Origin of the sequence: Rothia sp. HMSC066H02 (assembly GCF_001814995.1) — a bacterium.
Lineage (GTDB): Bacteria > Actinomycetota > Actinomycetes > Actinomycetales > Micrococcaceae > Rothia > Rothia mucilaginosa.
In genome coordinates this window covers 33,001-50,017 of sequence record NZ_KV818687.1, presented here as the reverse complement: position 1 = coordinate 50,017, position 17,017 = coordinate 33,001, and the positions used below count along the sequence as shown (strand labels likewise).

General features: G+C 60.9%; 15 protein-coding genes and 1 tRNA gene. 9 read left to right on the top strand and 7 right to left on the bottom strand.

Features of this window, described 5'->3' with window-relative positions:
* The first annotated feature begins 319 nt into the window (after window positions 1-319).
* Both HMPREF2999_RS07300 and HMPREF2999_RS07295 read left to right on the top strand, forming a co-directional pair.
* Window positions 320-408 (top strand) — tRNA-Ser (locus HMPREF2999_RS07300).
* A gap of 118 nt (window positions 409-526) precedes the next feature.
* Window positions 527-856, top strand: a complete 330-nt coding sequence (locus HMPREF2999_RS07295) for a type II toxin-antitoxin system VapB family antitoxin (RefSeq protein WP_049333972.1) — start codon at window positions 527-529, stop codon at window positions 854-856.
* A gap of 166 nt (window positions 857-1,022) precedes the next feature.
* Here HMPREF2999_RS07295 and HMPREF2999_RS07290 read toward each other — a convergent pair whose 3' ends face one another.
* A complete protein-coding gene (locus HMPREF2999_RS07290) occupies window positions 1,023-1,721 on the bottom strand; it encodes a TetR/AcrR family transcriptional regulator (protein WP_070675653.1) in 699 nt (232 codons plus the stop codon).
* A 108-nt stretch (window positions 1,722-1,829) separates the two neighbouring features.
* A complete protein-coding gene (locus tag HMPREF2999_RS07285; protein ID WP_070675656.1) occupies window positions 1,830-2,798 on the bottom strand; it encodes a hypothetical protein in 969 nt (322 codons plus the stop codon).
* A 281-nt stretch (window positions 2,799-3,079) separates the two neighbouring features.
* Here HMPREF2999_RS07285 and HMPREF2999_RS07280 point away from each other — a divergent pair, with 281 nt between their 5' ends.
* The 6 genes from HMPREF2999_RS07280 (at window position 3,080) to HMPREF2999_RS07255 (ending at window position 10,029) form a co-directional block, all read left to right on the top strand.
* Window positions 3,080-3,808, top strand: a complete 729-nt coding sequence (locus HMPREF2999_RS07280) for a queuosine precursor transporter (RefSeq protein ID WP_070675659.1) — start codon at window positions 3,080-3,082, stop codon at window positions 3,806-3,808.
* Between the two features lie 107 nt (window positions 3,809-3,915).
* A complete protein-coding gene (locus tag HMPREF2999_RS07275) occupies window positions 3,916-5,370 on the top strand; it encodes an amino acid permease (protein ID WP_070675662.1) in 1,455 nt (484 codons plus the stop codon).
* A 232-nt stretch (window positions 5,371-5,602) separates the two neighbouring features.
* Window positions 5,603-7,108 carry an amino acid permease gene (locus HMPREF2999_RS07270; RefSeq protein ID WP_070675665.1) on the top strand — a complete coding sequence of 502 codons (1,506 nt, stop codon included), beginning with the start codon at window positions 5,603-5,605 and terminating at the stop codon, window positions 7,106-7,108.
* A 345-nt stretch (window positions 7,109-7,453) separates the two neighbouring features.
* Window positions 7,454-7,978: an acyl-CoA thioesterase gene (locus tag HMPREF2999_RS07265; protein WP_070675667.1), complete on the top strand. Its 525-nt coding sequence runs from the start codon at window positions 7,454-7,456 to the stop codon at window positions 7,976-7,978.
* Window positions 7,979-8,090: 112 nt separating this feature from the next.
* Window positions 8,091-9,206, top strand: coding sequence for a phosphoglycerol transferase (locus HMPREF2999_RS07260; protein ID WP_070675669.1), 1,116 nt, complete (start codon window positions 8,091-8,093; stop codon window positions 9,204-9,206).
* Window positions 9,207-9,321: 115 nt separating this feature from the next.
* Window positions 9,322-10,029, top strand: a complete 708-nt coding sequence (locus tag HMPREF2999_RS07255; RefSeq protein ID WP_070675671.1) for a hypothetical protein — start codon at window positions 9,322-9,324, stop codon at window positions 10,027-10,029.
* 150 nt (window positions 10,030-10,179) lie between these two features.
* On the opposite strand, the gene HMPREF2999_RS07250 is transcribed toward HMPREF2999_RS07255, so the two are convergent.
* The 5 genes from HMPREF2999_RS07250 to HMPREF2999_RS07230 form a co-directional block, all read right to left on the bottom strand.
* The gene (locus HMPREF2999_RS07250; RefSeq protein WP_070675673.1) at window positions 10,180-10,689 is read right to left on the bottom strand and encodes an SRPBCC family protein; all 510 of its coding nucleotides are present in this window, start codon (window positions 10,687-10,689) and stop codon (window positions 10,180-10,182) included.
* Window positions 10,690-10,721: 32 nt separating this feature from the next.
* Window positions 10,722-12,032 (bottom strand): tRNA guanosine(34) transglycosylase Tgt, encoded by a 1,311-nt coding sequence (tgt, locus tag HMPREF2999_RS07245; RefSeq protein ID WP_070675675.1) that lies wholly within the window; start codon window positions 12,030-12,032, stop codon window positions 10,722-10,724.
* 124 nt (window positions 12,033-12,156) lie between these two features.
* Window positions 12,157-13,095: a Dyp-type peroxidase gene (locus tag HMPREF2999_RS07240; RefSeq protein ID WP_070675677.1), complete on the bottom strand. Its 939-nt coding sequence runs from the start codon at window positions 13,093-13,095 to the stop codon at window positions 12,157-12,159.
* Between the two features lie 121 nt (window positions 13,096-13,216).
* Window positions 13,217-14,479 carry a glycoside hydrolase family 76 protein gene (locus HMPREF2999_RS07235; protein WP_070675679.1) on the bottom strand — a complete coding sequence of 421 codons (1,263 nt, stop codon included), beginning with the start codon at window positions 14,477-14,479 and terminating at the stop codon, window positions 13,217-13,219.
* A gap of 163 nt (window positions 14,480-14,642) precedes the next feature.
* Entirely contained in the window at window positions 14,643-15,812 is a 1,170-nt protein-coding gene (locus tag HMPREF2999_RS07230; RefSeq protein WP_070675681.1) for a pseudouridine synthase, read from the bottom strand.
* A 570-nt stretch (window positions 15,813-16,382) separates the two neighbouring features.
* Here HMPREF2999_RS07230 and HMPREF2999_RS07225 point away from each other — a divergent pair.
* Window positions 16,383-16,967 carry a TetR/AcrR family transcriptional regulator gene (locus HMPREF2999_RS07225; protein ID WP_049327335.1) on the top strand — a complete coding sequence of 195 codons (585 nt, stop codon included), beginning with the start codon at window positions 16,383-16,385 and terminating at the stop codon, window positions 16,965-16,967.
* Window positions 16,968-17,017 lie beyond the last annotated feature (50 nt).

The window sequence follows — 17,017 nt, the reverse complement described above, 5'->3', positions numbered from 1 at the left end:
CGCGATTCCGGACACACTTTTTGACCCTTAACCCGGTACTTGGATAGTTCGCACCCGTCATATGCACTACGTGCCCGCTCCGCTGGCGCTTCGCGGCTTCGAATCCGGATTTGATTCTTCGCGCGCTCAGAATCCGGATTCTCAGCGGGTGCGTAAGAGGTTTTTTCATGCCCAAAAACGGGTGCGTAGGCAGTCGGATACCCGCCATGCTCAGCAGTAATGTGCTTTCTATTACTTTTCCCTCATAAGGCTTGCGTGGCATCGCAAACCTGTAGTAAAGTCTTATTCGTTGCCTACGCAATGCGCAGGGAACATAGCTGGAGGATTCGCCTAGCGGCCTATGGCGCACGCCTGGAACGCGTGTTGGGTTAACAGCCCTCGGGGGTTCAAATCCCCCATCCTCCGCCACCGATCCCCGGTCTTAGATTCTAAGGCCGGGGATTTTTTGCGCCCTTGCTACTATTTCCTCAGAGCCCCTCGGGGCCCGTGCCGCCGGGCGTCCGAAAAACCTGCAGAAAGCACCACCATGATTTTCAAAAAAGTAGGCGACAGCCGCCCCTACCCCCAGCACGGCATGACCCACGCCGACTGGGGCGGTATCGCGCCGCAGCAGGTGCGTCTCGACACCCTCATCACCACCCAGAAGACCCTCAACCTTGAAACGCTCCTGGCCGAGGACTCCACCTTTTACGGCGACCTCTTCCCGCACGTGGTCAAATGGGGCGGCGAACTCTACCTGGAGGACGGTGTGCACCGCGCGCTCCGCAACGCCCTGCACCGCCGCGCCGTCATGTACGCGCGGGTGCTCGACCTGGACTCCATCTCCCCGGCGCTGTTGCCCGGGGCCCGCAACTAGGCGACGCCGGGCGGCTTTCCGAGCCCGGACCGCGCGGTTGCCCGCAGAACCGTACAACGCAGGTGCCGAGCCATTCTATGAACGGCTCGGCACCTGCGTTTTAAAGTTTCAACGTATATCTGCGCGACGGAACTCCGTCGAACACGCCACCGCGGTAGAAAGGGGCCTACGCGGCATCCTTCTGGCCGGAGTCGTCCTGCGCGAGGGCCAACTGGGGCGCGAGTTCCTCGGAGTCCAGGCGTACCGGGTTGCCCTCGGTATCGAAGCGGGCGCCCAGACCCATCTGAATAAAGCGAATCGTGTTGAGGATCTGGTGCTCTCGGGTCTGCTCGTCCGGCGCGTCCTCGGTGCGTCCCGCGCTCGAAGAAAGCGAGCCGTGCACCAGCATCGCCAGCTCGCGGATATCGTTCTGCGGAATGTACTTCTCGGCGATGGCCGCCGAAAGGATGTTCGCCAGGACCATCTGCAACTCCTGCACGTGCTTGCCGAGCTTCGCGTAGGACTCGGGGGAGAGCATGGAGCGCATGGCCGGGCCCGGGGGCAGGTGGCGGCGCGCCAGGTCGTTGATCTGCAGGCGGATGTACACGGCCAGTTGGTCGATGGGGTTCTCGATGCCCTCCAGACCTTCGCGTAGCTCCTTGAGGAAGCGTTCGGTCTCGTCCAGGGCGTAGGCGACCAGCAGTTCACCCATGTCGGCGAAGTAGTTGTACACGGCGGTGCGGCCGATGCCCGCGTTCTTGGCGACGTCGGTCATGGTCAGGCCGGGCAGGCCTCGGGTGTAAAGAATCTCGCCAAAGGAGTTAAGGATGGCGCGCTTGGTGTTCTCGCGCTGGGCGGCGTTGGTGGCTGCAGAAATACGTGGCATAGTGACACCTTACCGCAGAATGTCAGCAAATGACGAATATATCGAATGTGTCACCAAGAAATTTGCATAATCCATGCGAATTTTCGCGTTTATGACAAAAACAAGCCCCTACAGGAACCCCAAACGCGTCGCCGTCGCCAAATCCGCACCCACCAACGACGCAATCGGATACCCCGTATGGCCACGCCCCGGAGTCACCTGCAGTAGCGTCCGCGCGCCCAGCCCCTCATAGAACGCGATGCCTTCCTGCGCCGCAATACGCGCCGACCAGCTACCCTCAGTGCTCGTCGCCATGCGCCGCCGAGCCGAAGGGGAACGCCCATCCAAAACACCCACGTGCCAGCTCATCAGCAGATGCGCATGCGAAGACGGGCTCAACGCCGCCCGCTCACGCACCCGCGCAGGTATGCCGTCAGCGCCGCCTCCACCAATGAAGGTGGCACCGCCACCGTGAAGCCAGTCAATATCGTGCGACAGCAGCTCATAGCTGAGGAACTCCGCACCACCCGAATAGCCCGCAAGCCAGACGCGGCTCATATCCACCCCGTACGCCAAGGAAATCTCCTCAATCAGGGCGCGAACCATCCTGCCGTTTGAGCGGGCACGAACCCACCAGTTATAGGTCAGCGGAGGCGCATAAGAATCGGTGTCGGTAAGGCGCGGCTCCCGCAGACTACCCGGCGACAGCACCGGCACCGACAGCATATTGAACTCAGCCGCCACCTGCGCCAGTTCGGCGCGCAGGGAAGAGCGGCGGCGAAGCAGGCGGCTTCCGGCGCGTGAGATGTGGTCGCCGTCGAAGTAGAGGAGCAGCCCGGGCGCCCGGCCGGTAGCGGGGTTGCTGAGCAGGTTGAGGTTATCCACGCGGTAGTAGATAGTGCGCCCTCGGTGCGAGAACGGGCGGTAACCCACAATCTCCGAAGAGGCGAGTACGAGCGGCTCAAATACCGTGGCGGCCGCTCGAACCAGGCGCGCCGCGCGGGGGAGGAGCGGATGCAACCGCGGAATGTGCGCGCTGAGCCGCCGCTGGTTGTGGTGGATCAGCGGACGACGCAGGCGGTGGCTCAACCTCTTCATGGCTCCATTGTAGGCAGAGCCTCGAAGCCGGACGCCACCTCTCGCCGCGGGCCAAAACGCCCCAGAGGCGCATGGCGCGGCTGCGCCCGAGCGTCCGAACTTTAGCGCGGGCGGCCCCCAACCTGCCCGGCGCACGGTATATGGGTACTATTAGAGAGGCTCGGGTGGCAGACGAGCCCACCGAACGCGGTCCACGTGCCGCATTTGAAGTTTACGGTGGTCAGCCCACCACACAACCACCACTAGAAACACAACGCATGAGAAAGAACCTGGGGAGAGTTATGGCTAAACCCGTTAGCGAGTCGAAGGCTCAGACGAGCACCGTGAAGGTGCCGTGGGCCGGTCGTCGCGGCTACTTTGATCTGTTGCTGGCTGCATCCTGCGTCATCCTGATTATCTCGAATATTGGCGCAACCAAGGGCGTGGAGTTCGGCCCGCTGCCCTTCGATCTGCCTGTCATCGGTAACACCATCGTGACCGACGGCGGTTTCTTCCTCTTCCCCCTGGCCTACGTGATTGGCGACCTGCTCTCCGAGGTGTACGGCTTCAAGCGCGCTCGTCGCGCCATCGTGGCTTCCTTCGTGGCAGCCGCCTTTGCCGCCGTGTGCTTCCTAGTCATCATGTACCTGCCGGCCGCGGGATTCTACGAGAACCAGAAGTCCTTTGAGGCGGTGCTGGGCCCCGTGTGGCAGATTTACGCCGGCTCTCTGCTCGGCTACCTGTGCGGTCAGACCCTGAACGCCTGGGTCATGGTGGCAATGAAGAAGGCAAGCAAGGGCCGTTTCCTGTGGCTGCGTATGATCGTCTCCACCCTGGTCGGTGAGCTGCTCGATACCGTCATCTTCTGCTCCATTGCGGCACCGGTGCTCGGCATTGACACCATGGAAGCATTCATCAACTACGTACTGATCGGCTATATCTACAAGTGCCTGGTCGAGGTGCTCCTCATGCCGATCAGCTACCCGATTATTGGTTGGTTCAAGCGTCACGAACTCGAGTACGTGGCATAAGCTAACCTCCTGACAGCTGATGTGCAGAGCCGCCCGGCCTAATGACCGGGCGGCATTGCCATTTCAGCCTTATCCAATACACAGCATGTCTAAGAAAGAGATACGTTATGTCTAAACTGCAGGGGAACACCCCCGAGCAGTCGGAGAAGAACGACTCGTTGAATCGTTCCCTCTCCCACGGCCAGTTGACCATGATTGCGATGGGCTTGGCGCTGGGTACGGGCCTGTTCCTGGGCTCCTCCTCCGCCATTAAAATTGCGGGCCCCGGCGCAATCCTCTCTTACGCTATTGGTTCGATGATTGCGGCAACCATTGCTGCGTGCGCGGGCGAAATGTCCGTGCGTCACCCCGTCCAGGGCGGTTTCGGCACCATTGCGAGCCGATACCTGAACCCCTTTAGCGGCTACCTGACTCGCTGGGCGTATTGGGCGTGCACCGTGCCGCTGGCTGGTGCTGAGCTGGTGGCGGTTGGCCACTACATGGCGTACTGGTTCCCGGACGTTCCCCTGGCTGTGTTCGTTGCTCTCTTCGGTGCGATTATTCTGGTGCTGAACCTGGTGAGCGTGAAGTCCTTCGGCGCCCTGGAGTTCCTGCTCTCTTCGATTAAGGTTTCTGCCGTCATCGTGTTCATGGTGATTGGTGTGCTGTTGGTGTTCGTGGGTCTGCCCGGTCACGCTGCGGCGGGTACCGCAAACCTCGTGAACGACGGCGGCTTCCTGCCCAACGGCCCCGCATCCATCTGGATTTCGATGGCTGTTGTCATGTTCTCCTTCGGCGGCGTGGAAATGATTTCTCTCTCCGCAGCGGAGGCGAAGGACCCGGCACGCTCGGTGGCAACCAGCGTGAAGGCAATGATTTGGCGCCTGTCCACCTTCTACGTGGTGTCCATGGCAATTATTCTGTGCCTGGTGCCCTGGCAGACCGCCGCACAGAACTCGGAGCTGACCGAGTCGCCGTTCGTGCTGGTCTTCTCCGAGCTGGGTATCCCCTTCGCGGCGGACATCATGAACTTCGTGGTGCTCGTTGCTGCGCTCTCTGGCGCTAACGCCTCCCTGTACGCGGCAACCCGCCTGCTGCACGCCCTGGGCTCTGACCGCATGGCTCCCGCAGTGGCTGCCCGCACCTCTTCGCGCGGTGTGCCGGTCGTGGCTCTGCTGATTTCCTTCACCGGCGTTGTCGTGGCGACCGTGATGGCTGTTGCCAAGATTGGTGACATCTTTGCCCTGCTCATGGCGCTGGTGACCCTGTGCATCCTGGTCGTGTGGATCATGATTCTGCTGACCTACCAGGCGTACAAGAAGGACCAGAAGGACGCCTCCTCCTTCACCGTGCTGGGTGGCCGCGTCACCGCAGGTCTTGCTCTGGCGGGTGTTCTGGCGACCCTGGCGGCAATGTTCATGCTGCCCGGCTCGGGTGTCCAGGAATCGATCATGGTCGGCATCGTCTTCTTCGTGCTGATTTCTATTGGCTACGCCATCTCGTCGAAGGTTCAGGGCGGTTATGAGCGCCCCGACCTGGACGCTATGCACGCCGACGAGAACACCAGCGCGGCACAGCACTAAATAGCGTGAAAGCCTCGCGAAGCTAAAACGTAAAAGGCACCGGATGGGGGAGCACCCCCGTTCGGTGCCTTTTCGCTTATGCGCTCTAGACGGCGCCGTTCTGAGCGATGTGAGTGTGCCCGTAGAATAGTTAACTATTCGTACCCGTCAACGAGGCTAGAAGCCGCAGAAGCCGGGTGCGAGCACACATTGCACATCACGCCCCTAAGGCGTACTGACGGAAGGCACCTTCGTGTCCCACAACGACGATACCCGCAGCCACGCTGCAGCGGGGACCGCCGGATCCCGCACCCTGAAGCGTTCTCTGTCCCACGGACAGATGACCATGATCGTGATGGGTTCCGCGCTCGGTACGGGCCTCTTCTTGGGTTCGGGCACCGCCATTGCGATGGCTGGTCCCGCGGTCATTCTCACCTACGCTATTGGTTCTGCGCTCGCTTCGGTGATTGGCGCGGCAACCGGTGAAATGGCGGTTCGCTACCCTGTCCGCGGCGGTTTTGGCACTATCGCTACCCGCTACCTGGGCCCCTTCGCGGGCTTTTTGACTCGCATCGCATACTGGACGGCGACTGTTCTGATTGCTGGCGTTGAGCTGGTGTCGGTAGCGACTTACCTGAATTATTGGTGGCCGCAGCTTCCGCTGTGGGCGGGTATTGCCGCGTTTGGTGTGGCGCTGATTGTGCTGAACCTGACCAGCGTGAAGTCTTTCGGCATGCTGGAGTTCTTCCTGTCTTCGATTAAGGTCATTTCGATTATTGCCTTCCTGCTGGTAGGCCTGTGCCTGATTTTCTTCGGCCTGCCCGGTCACGCCGCGGTGGGTACCGCGAACCTCTTCAACGACGGCGGTTTCATGCCGAACGGCCTCCAGTCGGTGTGGCTGTCGCTGGCTGTGGTGATGTTCTCCTTCGGTGGTATTGAGATGATCTCGATCTCTGCTGCGGAGGCGAAGGACCCCTCCCGTTCGGTGCGTTCCTCGGCGAAGGCGATGATGGTTCGTTTGGCGACCTTCTACGTGCTGGCGGTTCTAATTGTTGTGGCTGTTATTCCGTGGCGTTCGGCATCAGGTCTGGGCGACGCTGTGGATGCTTCCCCGTTCGTTCTGGTCTTTGAACAGCTCGGTATTCACGGTGTGGCGCACTTCGTGAACTTTGTGGTGCTGATTGCGGCACTGTCGAGTGCGAACGCGAACTTGTACGCGGGCGCGCGTCTGATGCACTCGTTGGCGGCTGACGGTATGGCACCTCGCCAGCTGGCTCAGGTGAACCGCGCTGGCGTTCCGGCTCGTGCGGTGTGGCTGTCGACCAGCGGCATGGTCATTGCTATTCTGCTGGCGCTGTACAGCCCGAAGGAAGCGTTCCTCTCCATGATTTTTGTGATTATGGTGTGCGCGCTGACCGTGTGGGTTCTGATTCTGTTCGCCTACATCGTGTACAAGCGTGTTGAGCCTGCAACCAATGGTTTCCGCCTGTGGGGTGGCCAGTTCACCGCGGCGGTTGGCGTTCTGCTGCTCTTCGCGGTGTGGGTTGCGCTCTTCATGGTGCGCGGTTCCATGGTTCCGGCAATTGTGGGCGTGGGCTACTTTGTGGTGCTGAGCCTGCTGTACTTTGCTCGTATTCGCCACACTCACGTGATTGATGAGCAGACCTTCGTGGAGGCTCAGCAGGCAACTGCCGAGTACGACGCCATGAAGTACGACGCTGATCATGCCCTGGAGACTGCGGCTAAGCTGGGCCGTTAAGGTTCTGTAGCTGCCGGGAGGGCCGGTGTTGGGGTCTGCAGAGACTCCAAGAAGGTAATAAACGAAAAATACGGAAAATTTCTGGAATTCCTCGTAATAAAACCGTAAAAATACCGTGGGCTCCCAAGGCGGGTCTATCATAGACAGTGAACCGTATGATCTTGTATGCGTTCAAATGTCTGTGTGTTGGATGAGGCTCGAAAGCATCGTAGCTTTCGAGCCTCATCGCTTTAACTACCAAATATATTTCTAGCCCCCGAATCATCATCAGCTGATTCATTTGCTGTACCTCGCGGATTCGTACGAATAGCCCCCTCACAGCGGTGGGGGAGTAGAGTTAAAACCATGCAAAGCCACGAAAAGAACCGCGAAAACACCCCCGAAAAGACCCCCGCCTCTGAGGTCGGTACCACCGACGAACTGCTGGTGCACGTACCCGCACGCTGGGGCGATATGGACGCCTACGGGCACGTCAACAACGTTGCCATCCTCTCGGTCATGGAAGAAGCCCGTGTGGCGCTCTTCGGCCCGCCGCCCTCCTCCGGGCAGAAGCCCACCGTGGCACCGCAGCCTCCGATTCCGCTTTTTGACCTGGTTGCCGAGGGCGTGCAGGCGCTCATTGCTGAGCACGGCATCCGCTACCTGGCTCAGCTACCCTACACCGGTGAGCCCGTACCCGTGCGCCTGAGCGTGGAGAAGGTCAGTGCCGCATCCGTGCGTATTGGCTACTCGATTCTCTCCCCGGTGGACGGCTGCGAATGCGTGCGTGCCTTTACCGTGCTGGCGTTCTGGGATTCGGTTGTGGGGCGACTGACTCGATTGTCCCCCGAGCAGCGTGAACTATTGAGCTCCTACCTGCCGCAGAAGTAGGGGTAGATACCGGCGCTCCGCTGTAATAAACCGAATCTTGAACGGGGTCAAGCGTATGCTTTAAATACCTTCTGCAAAGGGTGCAAAAGGTTCATTCCCGGGAGAGATAACAATGTCGTTTCACCACACTCAGGCAGGCCTCGCCGGCTGGGGGCGCCGCACGATGCGCGCCACCGGATGCGCTGCCGCCCTGCTCCTTGCCCTGACCGGCTGCTTTGGAGGTTCTCAGAGCGAAAACTCTTCGTCGAGCCCCAGCCCCTCCAACACGGCTAACCACTCGCAGTACCCGCTCCCTTCCTCCACCGCGTCGCCGACGAAGAAGACCGAGCCGACCGTCACCGAGACTCGGGTGTCCGCCCCCGCAGAGAGTGCCGAGGCGAAGGCGTCTGAATCCTCCGCACCCGCCGCTGAGGCGAAGGCAACCTCTGCCGCGAACCCTACCGCCGCTGAGACTCCCCGCGCGCCCGAAAAGGTGGAGGCTGAACGCGCCTCCGCCGGCGAGCGCTGCGGACACATCGGACGCAAGGGCTACCTGAAGACTGGTGCGGAAATCATGGTGCTGCGCGGTACCGTGGACTGCGCCCACGCCCTGGACGTGCTGACCGAGTACATCACCACCCCGCGTGCCGATGACAACCTGACCGAGCACCAGGTTGCGAAGGTTCAGGACGCCACCTGCTACTGGAACCCGCAGTACGCGATGGCTGAGAACCGTCGCGAGGATCGCGGCGCCCCCGAGTGCACTATCGGTGAGGATGTCGCCTTTGTGGCTCGTCTGGAAAACCCGGATGCTCCCCCGATTCCCTTCCTCATGGAGCCCTCCTACTACGATTCCGGTGCCGGCTACTACCGTTTCAAGAGCGATGACGAGCGTACCCTCTGCGAGCTGAACCCCGCGGATGGAACCCTGGTGTGCGAGCGCCGCACCGGTGAGCAGACCGGTGACGGTAACGGTGCGGTCGGTCGTACTTTTGCCGGTCCGGTGGAGGTGACTCGCATGAACTTCCTGACCGGCGCTAGCGAGGTGAATACCGTGAATGAGTCCTCGGCTCTGCACGCGGAAACCACCACCGCAAGCACGAAGATGATGCACACCTGGGATGTGGTGACTGTGCCCGCAGCTGAGGGTCATCAGCTGACCTGTTTCGGCGAGATTGAGAATAGCTCGATAAGCTGCCATGACGGAAACGGGCACACTATTCTGGTGCGTGGCAGGCACGAAGGCTAAGCGCTCTAGAGGAGGGGTCACCCTGCGGGTTCCTAAGACGCCGTATAGCTAGCTCACAGGTAGCGTCTTTAGAATACTGGTTAGGAACCCGAACCGATGACGCAGAAAGGTCACCATGCATCCGGCACAGAAGCACTCTACCCAGACTTCTACCCAGGCTCGTTCTACTACCCTCCGCACCGCTAAGCGCTACAGCCCCGTAGCGCTCGGTGCCACGCTGCTGCTGGCGCTGTCGGCATGCTCCGGAGGCGCAACCACCGCCTCCCCGAGCGCCACCGCGACCCCTAGCCCCAGCGCTACGAGCGCGAAGGCAACCGCCAGCCCCACCCGCACCGCAACGGTCACTGAAAGCACCCCGACTGCCGGTACCGTGCACACCCCCACCACGGCGGCTACCGTGAGCCCCGGAACCATCACCACCGCAAGCCCCACGGCGACCGCGCAGGTGAGCGCGGCGGCGAGCCCTTCCGCATCGGCTAAGGCGAATACTTCGGCGAGTGCGTCGAGCACCGCAAGCCTGTCCAGCTCGGATGTTCAGTCTGCGGGCGGTAGCTGCGGCAGCATGGACGCTACCGGCTACCTGAAGCACAACGCTACGGTTCAGGTGACCTCGGGTGCGGTGGATTGCCTGTTTGCGCGTGAGCTGATCCGCCAGTTTGTGGTGCAGAACCCCGCCGAGGTGACCGATAAGGCGAATGGTGAGCGTACCGTCATGTCGGCGCGCTGCTACTGGAAGCCGGGCGACGGCGCGGATCGTGCGACCCCCGAGTGCGTGTCCCTGGATGGTGGCAGCACCGTCATTACCGTGAAGCTGACCAACTAGTTTACGACTCACACCGGCAGGGCACACCCCAGAAGGTACACCCCCCCCGCAAGGCACGGGTGTTAAACACAAGCGCCGCGTTGACGAATGATTCGTCAACGCGGCGCTTTTCTGTCTCGAAGCTATCTCAAGCAGCTGGCGCGGCGGGTTTTAGAGCTCCCCGCGTGCGCGAGCGGCGAGAACGTTATCCAGGAGGGCGAAGGTCGAGCGCCAGGTGGTGCGCACCTCCTCGTGGACCGAGGCGGGCATAGGGCCAATCTCAATGACGATGCGGGTACCGGAACCCACGCCGTCGGCGGTAATCACGGTTTCGGGGAAGAAACGGTGACGCTGGTACACCAGCACGCTACCGGGGTTGCCCAGGTGGTCGGGCAGCTGCTCGGCGTATTCGAGCTCCTTGAACGGTTCAATGCTCAAAAAGCGGCTCTGCAGAATGCAGGACACCGAGGGGTCAACCTCGTTGATCATGGACAGGCGCTGCATGCCGCCGACGACGGGCTCCACGACAACGTCGGTGGGGCGCACGTGCCAGCCAGCGGGGCCGTACCAGCGGACCAGCAGCTCGGGGTCCAGATAGGCGCCGAAGACGTCCTCGACCGGGGCTGCGATCTCGTGGTCGAAGACGAGAAGCTCCTCATCGGGAACATGAGTGATGCTCATAGGGTTCTCCTTAAACGGGTTGAAGAGCGGGTTTAGGGCTTCTTGCCGGAGTAGTAGTTGCCGAGGAACTCGTCGCGGTACTCGAAGTAGGTGCCGTCCTTGATGGCTTCGCGGGCGTCGTCCACCATGCGCACGATGAAACGCTCATTGTGGATGGAGGCGAGGGTCGCCGCCAGACGCTCGTCCGCCTTGAAGAGGTGACGCAGGTAGGCGCGGGTGTAGTGGGTGCAGGTGTAGCAGTCGCAACCCTCGTAGATGGGCGAGAAGTCCGCCTTGAAGCGCGCGTTGGTGATGTTGTAGCGGCCGGTGGGGGAGTAGACGGCTGCGTTGCGTGCCACGCGGGTGGGGGAGACGCAGTCGAAGGTGTCCACGCCGTTCTCGATGCCGACGAAGATGTCGTCGGGTTCGGAGATGCCGAGCAGGTGGCGGGGCTTGGATTCGGGCAGCTCTTCGGCGCACCAGCGCACGATGGTACCGAGGTTTTCCTTCTCGAGTGCACCACCGATGCCGAAGCCGTCGAAGGGCATGGAGCCGAGGTCCTGGCACGCCTTGCGGCGCAGGTCCTCGTACTGTGCACCCTGAATGACGCCGAACAGCGCCTGGTAGGGCTTGCCCACGCGCTCTTTGGTGAGGCGCTGGTGCTCAGCGATGCAGCGCAGCGCCCACAGGCGGGTGCGTTCGAGCGCCTCCTCCTGGTAGCCGCGGGAGTTGTAGAGGGTAGTCAGCTCGTCGAAGGCGAACATGACGTCGGCGCCGATCTGGTGCTGAACCTGCATGGACACCTCGGGGGTGAAGCGGTGAATCGAGCCGTCAATATGCGACTTGAAGTTCACGCCGTCGTCGTCAATGTGGGCGAGGCGTTCCTTGCCCTTTGCCACGTCGTCGTCACCGAGGGGGCGGCCGTCGGCGCCCTTAGCGCCCGCGACGGTACCCATGTCGATCACCTTCTTGAAGCCGGAGCCCAGGCTCATGACCTGGAAACCACCGGAGTCGGTGAAGGTGGGACCGTCCCAGTTCATGAACGCACCCAGGCCGCCTGCCGCGTCGAGGATTTCGGGGCCGGGCTGCAGGTACAGGTGGTAGGCGTTGGAGAGCAGAGCCTGAGCGCCGAGCTCCTTCATGGATTCGGGTAGGACCGCCTTGACGGTTGCCTTGGTGCCCACGGGGGTGAAGGCGGGGGTCTGGATCTGTCCGTGCGGGGTGGTGATGACACCGGTGCGTCCGCGGAACTGTCCGCCGTTGGCTTCTACACGTTCAGCACTGGGGGAGACGGTGTCCGCCAGGCGGCTGGTGATGGTGAAGCCAAAGTCCTCGGTGGGGAAAGAGTTATCTAGAACGCTCATTCTTCTCTCGATTGTTTGCTTTCCGTCTGAATGTCTACACCCTAGCCTACCGGAAAACCCCGCCTCTCTTGCCGGAGGCGGGGTTCACGAGAATTTAGCTGAGGGTAGCTGGGTTTAGCTCGCCTTAGCCGGCGAAGTCGCCGAGCATATCCACGGTCGGCACGAAGAAGAGGGTGCCGGTCACCGCGGTGCTGAAATCCAGCAGGCGGTCGTAGTTGGCGCCATCCACTCCCAAGAACATGTTCTTCAGCATCTTCTGAACGGTCGAGAAGGTGCTGGCGTAGCAGATGAAGTAGGTGCCCAGCTCGTTGTTACCCACGGTGCCGAAGGGCATGTTGTCGCGAATAACCTTGAAATCGTCACCAATATTGGCAATAGCGGAGTGCGAGTTGGCGGGCTTCTCGTCCTCGCCCATCTCGATGTCGTCGTGCTTGGAGCGGCCAATGACCTTCTCCTGCTCGGAGACGGGCAGGGCGTTCCACGCGGTCATGTCGTGGATGTACTTCTGCACGAACTGGTAGCTGCCGCCCCTGTACATGGGATCGCTGTCACCGATGATGCCGAAGTATTCACGCGCCGCGGGGGTCTGCGGGTTTTCGGTGCCGTCCACAAAACCGATGATGGAGCGGCCGTCCCAGTAGCGGAAGCCGTGCACCTCATCCAGTACCTCAGCAATATCGCGCAGTGCCGCGGTAATAGCGGACGCCATATCGTAGGCGACCGAAGGCTGGGTCGCACGGATGTGGAAGTGCAAATCGCCGGGAGTGGACACCGCGGTGTGCTTATGGCCCCTAATCTCCTCGAACTCCACGAGCTCCTGCGGCAGCGGCTTGGGCAGCTCCAGGGTCAGCCACGCGCTGTGGCTGATACCCAGCACAATGCTGGCGTTCTCGGGCGAGTAGCGGTTCGCGGCGGTGTGGTTGAGGTTAATGACGAGCCCGCAGAGGTTCTGGAACCCCTCGATGAGTGCATCGTGAGCAATGTCTTTCTTGAACTTCCACACCATGAAAATGGTGTTAGCGTTCGGGCTGGCAGTGACCTGTTGTGATTCTGAAGCAAGCATAAAATTCACCGTACGCCCGTGTGTACGCCCCTGCAATGAATCTAGCCCTAACCTTCTGCACAGGCCCTAACCTTCTGCGCTGAACGGAGAAGATTAGGGCTGGGAATATAAAAGCCGTGCTTTAGAAGCCGTGGGAGGCGAGGTACCGCGCATGCGCCAGACGCGCCGCCGTCTCAAAAATAGTCCACGCTTGCACCTGAGCGGACATCTCCACCGGCGCGCCGGGCTTCACAACTTTGCTCATCGGCTCGGTGAACCGCGGGGAGAACTGCACGAGCGCCTTACCGCGAATCTCATTCGGGTCAATACCGTACTCGTTCATCGGCAGGTTGGGGTCGAACTCGCGGCGGCCCTCCCACAGGGCGCGTGCGGTCGAGTACACCAGAGTCGAGGCGAGCGCTCGCGCCTCGTCACTGAGCAGCGGCGAGGACGCCGCCATACCCAGGTAGCGCACGAGAATGCCGGTGAACAGGCCGCCGTCGCCGTCGCCGTGAGAGATGAGGATGCGGCGGCGCGCACCGGAGAGGAACTCCACCTCTTCGGTCATGTGCTTGACGATGCCGACGATGAGGCGCTCGGCGCGTTCTGCGGGGTCCACCTCGCAGTGCACACCGGAGGCCGCCAAACTCAGCAGTGCGCCCAGGGCGGTTCCCTGGTTGTAGGTGAATTCGCTGCGCTCGTATTCGTACTCGTTGCCGCGCACGTTCACGCCGTCAATATAGAGCGAACGTTCTGTATCCCAGAGGGTTTCGTTCATCCAGTCCATGAGCGCCGCGGCAGTCTTCGGGTCGCCTGCACGCGCATACGCCAGAGCAGTCGGCGCGGTTGCCGCAGCATTCACAAAATCACGCTTGGACTTACGCCAACTCATGCCACCCACCGGGGAGAAACCCTTCGCCAGCTGCTCGAAGAGGGCCACGCCAGCATCCTGGGCGGCAACATCATTAGCGCCGGTCAGCTCAATGCAGAAGGAATTCATGCGGCCCACCGCGAGGGTCAGCCACGCCATATCGTCAAAGTAGTCGTTTGCGAAGCGGCCGTAGTTGCGCACGTTAATGCCGCGCAACAGCGCGCGGGCGCGGTGCAACTGCTCCTGGGCGGCAGTAATATCGCCTTCGCGCAGGTGACGCTGACCGGCATCAATCACACAGTCCAGCAGGTGCGCCTGCCACCAGTAGTGCCAAGCGTTCAGGCGCTGGCTCAGCGGGCGCGGGTCGGGAACCTGAACCGAACCGATGAGGGCGCCGGGAACACCGAGGATGCGGTGCACGAAGGTGTCGGTGACGCTGTCGGCTGCGGCAGCGGCGTGCGAGGAGGTGCGCTGGGCGTACTCGCTCATCGACTCCAGAGACTGCTCGTTGTGGGAAGACGGCTGGGAATTCATGGACCCTCTGTAGTAGCGGTGAAGTATTACGTCTGAAATTATCCCATTTTTTGCCCTGCCGCCGCCTGGATGCTGTGGGCAGGCTCTCGGGTGTGATTCCTTTTCGAGAGCCCGCCGAGAAGATGCACCGCAGGGAATGGGGTGAACGCCACTCAAAAACCGGTTAGGAGGCGGCAGTCAGCGAACGCCCGCTGTACAGATCCACTCGCTCGCCGGTGATGGGGTGCTCAAAATGCAGACTGTACGCCAGCAACTGCAACGGGTACTCCGGGCGGTCTGGTGCGTCGGGCAGCACCTGCGGGTAGAGCACGTCGCCCAGAATGGGGGAGCTGAGCATATTCAGGTGCGCCCGCAGCTGGTGCGTTTTGCCGGTGTGAGGCGCCAAATCATAGAGCGCCCATTCTCTATTCGGTTCCGTGTGCCAACCCTCAACCGCCTGCGCACTCGGGGTGAAAGTCCGCAGAATCTTCACGGTCGTCAGCGTATTCGGTTCCACACCCTGCGCTGCGCACTCTTGCTCAGAAAGCTGCTGAACCTGCAGCTGATCGCGAATCTTCTGAATGTGCGAACGCACCTGCAGCCCCTCCGCGCTCAACGCCTGCTCGGCGGCGGTAGCATCGGCGGGAACCGGCGCCACGGCACGGTAGGTCTTTGACACCTGACGGTGCTGAAACATCATCTGGAAGGGGCGGCGCGCCTCCACGGTCTTGGCAAAAAGCAGCACGCCCGCGGTTGGGCGATCCAGGCGGTGAATCGGAATCAGCAGCGGGTTCTGTTCACGCACCCGCAGCTTGGTCAGCGCGGTCTGCGCAATATAGGAACCGCGCGGGGTGGTCGGCAGAAAATGCGGCTTATCAATCGCCAACACGTGCTCATCCTCGTAGAGCACCGGCATGTCGGAGGGTAGCTGCGGCTCATCGGCAAGCTCACGGAAGTACCAGATGCGCTCGCCCGGCATATACGGGCTATCGCCGGTCAGAATCGTGCCGTCGTCCAGGCGCACCTCACCGGTATTAAAGCGGGCGTGAATAATCTGCGGGTTGTTCGGGTAGAAGCGCGCAATCAGGTAATCCGCAATGGTCGCCGGAGCCGTATTGTTCGGTGCGGTGTTGTTCGGTGCAGTGTTGCTCGGGGCGAGCTCGGCGGGGAGCTCCTTCACGAGCGGCAGGATTAGCTGAATTGGGTCGATGCCGTTCTTTTGAGCCAGCGGAGGGGTCAGCAGACGGCGATGCGTGCGGCGTGCAGGCTTTGCCTGATAGGCAGCAGGCTGTATTCCCTGCTGTGTATCGGGGCGTGCGATAGGCTGCGGGCGTGTGGTGTTCTGTGCGGGCATGGCTCTACTCTACCGCCTGGGCGGGGTAGGTTCGGAGGCAAGCTGGAGGCGTACTGAGTGAGTTGGGCTGAGCTACGTGCGGGTGGAAATATTACCGTGGGCTTGGGTGTGGGGTTGCGGAAGACAGTTTTGTCTGACACTCATGAATGTTTGTGTGAATATGTGGAACAGAAAACGAAAACTTCACAAATTTTTGAAATTATTGGACATTTAATTTAAAAAAACTACATTAATTTTACAAAAAATAGCGTTTAAGTGCGGTATTTTCGAAAATGCTGTCAAATCATAAATCAATAACCCTCAATTTAGCCCCTTTGGTTTTTCTAAGTATAAAAGATGTAAAGCAATTAAAGACATGCTAACCTGGGCACCCTACGTCATAAACGCCTTAATAAAGGCTGAAAGTAGCCTTAAAGCGGTACGATTAAGACACAGAAGTTCGATATTTCGAACGAAGGGGTCGAAATGGGACAGAAACAGCGCAAGGATGCAGAGATTAAAGGAATAGCCCCGATGACAGCGATGCAATCGGACAATTCTAAAACACCGGAAAATAAAGCAGGAGAGGTTATGGAACATTCACAAAAGAATGCGGAGCCTCGCACCGGTGCCCTGCGTATGGAGCCGCACGAACGCGAAGAGCAAATTCTGAAAATTGCTGCAGAACATTTCGCTCGCCGCGGCGTGCTCGGCGCCTCCATGAGCGCTATCGCCCGCGACGCAGGTATCACCCGCGCTCTGCTCTACCACTACTTCCCCGGCAAGGACTCCCTGGCGGCAGCCGTCACCCGACGCGAAGCCAATGCAGTCCTTGAGGCTCTCGGTGAGCACCACGAAAACCCCGAGGAGGCCCTGCGCAATGCACTGCGCACCTACTTCCTCGTCGTAGCCGGTGTCCCCACTCCCGGTGGGGAGGACTTCCCGAACAACCCCACCGACTACCTCGAATGGATGCTTGAACGCACCGGCATGCCGATTAATGACCGCACCCGCGTCATCCTCGGAGGCTGGTTGCAGCTCGTCGACTACTTCGCCCTGCACGTCGTGCAGCTCAACCCCCGCGATCAGCGCACCGTTCGCTCCCGCGGGCTCGGGCTCGAAGAAGCCATTGACCTGTGCCTGGGTGCCGTGGACACCCTCACCGGCGGCTACTAGCCGCCCCAATAGATGACAGGTCAACGTAGGACTTCCCGCTCCGATGTTTG

What these genes read in the sequence shown, in the direction of transcription:
- HMPREF2999_RS07250 (WP_070675673.1), bottom strand. Translation starts at nt 10,689, where the DNA reads ATGAGCATCACTCATGTTCCCGATGAGGAGCTTCTCGTCTTCGACCAC.
- HMPREF2999_RS07235 (WP_070675679.1), bottom strand. Translation starts at nt 14,479, where the DNA reads ATGAATTCCCAGCCGTCTTCCCACAACGAGCAGTCTCTGGAGTCGATG.
- tgt (WP_070675675.1), bottom strand. Translation starts at nt 12,032, where the DNA reads ATGAGCGTTCTAGATAACTCTTTCCCCACCGAGGACTTTGGCTTCACC.
- HMPREF2999_RS07290 (WP_070675653.1), bottom strand. Translation starts at nt 1,721, where the DNA reads ATGCCACGTATTTCTGCAGCCACCAACGCCGCCCAGCGCGAGAACACC.
- HMPREF2999_RS07225 (WP_049327335.1), top strand. Translation starts at nt 16,383, where the DNA reads ATGGAACATTCACAAAAGAATGCGGAGCCTCGCACCGGTGCCCTGCGT.
- HMPREF2999_RS07275 (WP_070675662.1), top strand. Translation starts at nt 3,916, where the DNA reads ATGTCTAAACTGCAGGGGAACACCCCCGAGCAGTCGGAGAAGAACGAC.
- HMPREF2999_RS07230 (WP_070675681.1), bottom strand. Translation starts at nt 15,812, where the DNA reads ATGCCCGCACAGAACACCACACGCCCGCAGCCTATCGCACGCCCCGAT.
- HMPREF2999_RS07260 (WP_070675669.1), top strand. Translation starts at nt 8,091, where the DNA reads ATGTCGTTTCACCACACTCAGGCAGGCCTCGCCGGCTGGGGGCGCCGC.
- HMPREF2999_RS07295 (WP_049333972.1), top strand. Translation starts at nt 527, where the DNA reads ATGATTTTCAAAAAAGTAGGCGACAGCCGCCCCTACCCCCAGCACGGC.
- HMPREF2999_RS07255 (WP_070675671.1), top strand. Translation starts at nt 9,322, where the DNA reads ATGCATCCGGCACAGAAGCACTCTACCCAGACTTCTACCCAGGCTCGT.
- HMPREF2999_RS07265 (WP_070675667.1), top strand. Translation starts at nt 7,454, where the DNA reads ATGCAAAGCCACGAAAAGAACCGCGAAAACACCCCCGAAAAGACCCCC.
- HMPREF2999_RS07280 (WP_070675659.1), top strand. Translation starts at nt 3,080, where the DNA reads ATGGCTAAACCCGTTAGCGAGTCGAAGGCTCAGACGAGCACCGTGAAG.
- HMPREF2999_RS07240 (WP_070675677.1), bottom strand. Translation starts at nt 13,095, where the DNA reads ATGCTTGCTTCAGAATCACAACAGGTCACTGCCAGCCCGAACGCTAAC.
- HMPREF2999_RS07285 (WP_070675656.1), bottom strand. Translation starts at nt 2,798, where the DNA reads ATGAAGAGGTTGAGCCACCGCCTGCGTCGTCCGCTGATCCACCACAAC.